General features: G+C 64.3%; 5 protein-coding genes. 3 read left to right on the forward strand and 2 right to left on the reverse strand.

Annotated features, from left to right (window positions below; all coding sequences use genetic code 11):
• Positions 1-9: 9 nt before the first annotated feature.
• The 3 genes from I5W_RS08660 to I5W_RS34410 all read left to right on the forward strand — a co-directional run bounded on the left by I5W_RS08660 (position 10) and on the right by I5W_RS34410 (position 2,293).
• Positions 10-774, forward strand: a complete 765-nt coding sequence (locus tag I5W_RS08660) for a DUF3106 domain-containing protein (RefSeq protein WP_252716955.1) — start codon at positions 10-12, stop codon at positions 772-774.
• Positions 775-1,006: 232 nt separating this feature from the next.
• On the forward strand, positions 1,007-1,537 hold the full coding sequence (locus I5W_RS08665; protein ID WP_044528920.1) for an RDD family protein: 531 nt from the start codon (positions 1,007-1,009) through the stop codon (positions 1,535-1,537).
• Between the two features lie 375 nt (positions 1,538-1,912).
• Positions 1,913-2,293 (forward strand): esterase/lipase family protein, encoded by a 381-nt coding sequence (locus I5W_RS34410; protein WP_441294722.1) that lies wholly within the window; start codon positions 1,913-1,915, stop codon positions 2,291-2,293.
• 373 nt (positions 2,294-2,666) lie between these two features.
• Here the strand turns inward: I5W_RS34410 and I5W_RS08675 are convergent, their stop codons facing one another.
• On the reverse strand, positions 2,667-3,014 hold the full coding sequence (locus tag I5W_RS08675; RefSeq protein WP_044528921.1) for a hypothetical protein: 348 nt from the start codon (positions 3,012-3,014) through the stop codon (positions 2,667-2,669).
• A 133-nt stretch (positions 3,015-3,147) separates the two neighbouring features.
• On the reverse strand, positions 3,148-3,984 hold an 837-nt coding region (locus tag I5W_RS08680; RefSeq protein WP_044528923.1), incomplete at its 5' end, for a ferritin-like domain-containing protein.

Genomic DNA, 3,984 nt, shown 5'->3' on the forward strand with positions numbered 1-3,984 from the left:
TGGCGGGGATTGAGCTGCGCCTGGACCGTGGCGCAGAATAGCTCGTCCGAGGCCCCCGCTCCTACGACTGCCACGCCGACTGCTGCCGCGACCACTGCTGCGACCGCAGCGACCACGCCGGCAGCCCCTGTCGCCGTCCATCCCGGCAAATCTGCCAACGCCACCAAATCCACGGCCCGCAAGTCCGAGAACAAGCTGGCCTGGGCCAACCTGTCGCCGGCCCAGCATCAGGCCCTGGAGCCGCTGACCGGCGAATGGCCGCGCATGAGCGAGCTGCAGAAGGAAAAATGGCTGGAGATCGGCAAGCGTTACGCCAGGATGAAGCCAGAGGAGCAGGCCCGCCTGCACGAGCGGATGCGCGACTGGGTCAAGCTGACCCCGGCCGAACGCAGCACCGCGCGCACCAACTATGCCCGTGCCAAGAAGCTGGACGCGGAAGAAAAGCACGAACAATGGGCCAAGTACCAGCAACTCTCGGCCGAACAAAAGAAGAAGCTGGCCGAAGCCAAGCTGCCCAAGCGCGTTGCCAAGCTGCCAACTTCGCCCTCGGCAGCGGCACCGACCATCCAGTTGCCGGCCGAAGCCATGGATCGCCCCTTGCCGGTCGTGCCGGCCCCGACTCCGGCTGCCGCCCCGGCCCCGGCACTGGTTCCTGGCTCGCAAGCCACGCCGGTGCCGGCCATGGCCCCCACTGCGTCAGCACCCGCACCGACCGCAGTGGCCGTCAGTGCCGCCGCAACGCCCGTGGCAGCGGTGGTCAGCGACACCAAGTAAGACGTCCGGCTGCACCGCCATTCTTTCGCAAAGACCATCCTATGCCGCCTCCTCTGGCGGCCTATTTGTTTATCGCCCGCACATGGCGGCGTGACTGACTGTGCCCCTCCCGATATTGCGCTGGCTCAAGTTGCACCATAGGCAATCCGCCCTGATTGCTTTACCATCTGCCGGCGATTGCCGCCCCTTCATCCAACCATTAGCAGAACTGAAGAAGCACAGAACAAGCACCATGTCCGAACTCACCACGCCCTCGCTACGCCGCCGCCTCAGCAGCATGTTGTACGAATCGATGCTGCTCTTCGGCGTGCTGTTCATGTCGGGCTGGCTGTTTTCCACGCTGCTGCAGCAGCGCAACGCGCTCTACCTGCGCCATGCGCTGGAGTTCTGGCTGTTCCTGGTGCTGGGGGTGTATTTCATCTGGTTCTGGACCCACGGCGGCCAGACCCTGGCCATGAAGACCTGGCGCTTCAAGGTGGTGGATCGCGCCGGCCAGCCGCTGGGCCGGGGCCGCGCCGCGCTGCGCTTCCTGCTGGCCTGGCTATGGATCTTGCCGGGCCTGGCGCTGGCGTCGGTACTGCGGGGTCACCCTTGGCTGCTGGTACTGATTCCGGCCGCCAACATCGTGCTCTGGGCATTGACCTCGCGCCTGGACCCGCACGGCCAGTTCCTGCATGACCGCCTGGCCGGCACCCGCCTGGTCGATGTCATCCAAGCGCCCAAGGCCAGCACGAAGACTCCGAGCGCCGACGCGAATTCATGAAGCAGACATGAGCGCCAGCTCGCGCTCTGTTATGCTCTCGGGCAAACCCATGCGCCCGCATGACCGCCCACCCGCTCGCACCGGACTTTCGCCCGCATGATTTCACGCATCTCCAGAACCCTGCTCCTCATCCAGTTCGGCATTGCGATCCTGTTCTACTTCCTGTTGCGCCATTTCGACTGGCCCATCCTGGCGGCCGTGGCCGGCGGCCTGCTGATCGTCTTGCTGCTGCGCGCCCAGATCACCGCCAACAGTTTCTTCCTGACCTGGCCCTATCGCGGCCGCACCTCCAACCCGGTGGAAATCACCTGGCTGCAGATTGCCACCCTGTTCCTGCGCGAATACCGCGCCACCATGCTGTGCTCGTCCTGGGCCATGCCCTTCCTGCGCTTCGACCAGTTCACCTTTCCCGACACCACCTCGCTACCGGTACTGCTGATCCACGGCTATGGCTGCAACAGCGGCTACTGGCGCTGGATGAGCCTGGAGCTGCGCGAAGCCCACATCACCCACTACGCGCTGGACATGGAACCGGTGTTCGGCAGCATCGATGACTACGCGCCGCTGGTCCACGCCGCCGTCCAGCGCGTGCTGGCCGAGACCGGGCAGAAAAAGATCGTGATTGTCGCCCACAGCATGGGGCGGCTGGNCGCACGCGCCTACCTGCGCGACCACNGCTGCGACAGCGTGGCGCGCGTCATCACGCTGGGCTTGCCGCACCACGCACGGCCATCGCCAATTTCGCAATCGGCATAAATTGCGGCGAATGAACTGCTGGGCCGCTATGAGAAGGGACGCCAGCAGCGAATGGCTGCAAAGCTGGCCGCCACCGAAGAAGCCGATGCCCTGGGCCACATCGTGTCGATCTATCCCCATCACGACAACATCATCTCGCCGCAGAGCTCGGCCCACNTGGAGGGCGCCTGGAACATCCCGGTCATCGGTATCGGCCACGTGGCGCTGGCGCTGGAACCCTCGATCCAGAAGATGGTGATCGACCTGATCCACAACGCCCGCGAATAGGGGCCGCAGACGGCACAATGCCGTCCGGCATGAGCGGGATGGCATTGTGCCGGGTACACCGGTCAGTCGCAGCAGCCCCACGCCCGGCGCTGGCTGCGCATGACGATTACTTCTTGGAAGCGTCCTGCAGCTTCTGTCCGGCCTCTTGCATCTTTTCACCGGTCTTCTGGGCCAGGTCCTTGGCGCCTTCTTTGGTCTTTTCGTAAGCTTCCTGGGCATCGGCCTTGGCCTTGTCGAGGGCGCTATCGAGCTTGGAGCCGGACTCGGTGGTCTGGTCCTTGGCTTGGCCGGTCACCTCATCGAGCTTCTTGCCGGCATCCTGCACGGCACCGTCGATCTTCTTGCCCAGAGCTTCGGCCGGGCCCGGCTCTTCCTTCTTCTGGCAGGCAGCCAGCATGGAAATGGCGGCAACGCTCACGGTCAGGCCCGCCAGCAGTTTGGAAATCTTGTTCATGTTGTCATCCTTTCCCTTCATATCAGCGATCCCGAGACGTCGGGATTCGGGGTGACGATAGCACAACAGCCCGGCCCCGCCCGCTGCTGCGAAATTTGCTTACATTTCTTGCAAATTCAGGTAACTGTGCCGATCATCGCGAAATATCACTGAACATCAGCATTTCCTCATCCGAAAAACCGGCCGCACGCCGCGCCTCCAGGTTGAACGGCCCGCGCAAGGGCGGCGCCCGGTGACGCTGGCACAGTTCGGCGAAGGTAGCCACCGGCTCCAGTTGGCGCTGCTCGCACAGCCAATGGAACCAGCGATTGCCGATCAGCACATGGCCGACTTCATCGCGCATGATGATGTCCAGTATCTCGGCAGCCGCCACATCGCCGGCCTGCGCCAGCTTGGCGCGCACCGGCGGCGCCGCATCCAGCCCGCGCGCCTCCAATGTACGCGGCACCAGGGCGATGCGCGCCAGCACGTCACCCTTGGTGGACTCGGCCATGTCCCACAGCGCATTGTGGGCGGTGAAGTCGCCATAGGCATGGCCGAGTGTCTGCAGATGATCGGCCAGCAAGCTGAAGTGATAGGCTTCCTCATCGGCCACCTGCAACCAGTCGGCGTAGAAGTCGCGCGGCATCCCGGCAAAGCGCCAGACCGCGTCCAGCGCCAGGTTGATGGCATTGAACTCGATATGCGCCAACGCATGGATCAGCGCCGCCCGGCCCTCGGGCGTGCCCATGGAACGATGCTTGACCTGCAACGGCGGCACCAGCTCGGGTTGCGCCGGACGACCAGGGATGCCGTTGCCGGCTTCGCTGGCGGCCAGGTCGGCGTTCTCCAGCGGCAAGTCGCCCGCCTGCCAGGCCGCTCGCAAAGCCCGAACAAAAGTACACTTGGCATCAGGACTGGTTTCTTTCAGGCAAGACAGGGCGCCGCTACGCAGGCCGGTGAAGGAAAAAACTTCATCTGGGGACGATAC

The organism is Herbaspirillum sp. B65, from assembly GCF_000333555.1.
Lineage (GTDB): Bacteria > Pseudomonadota > Gammaproteobacteria > Burkholderiales > Burkholderiaceae_D > Herbaspirillum > Herbaspirillum rubrisubalbicans.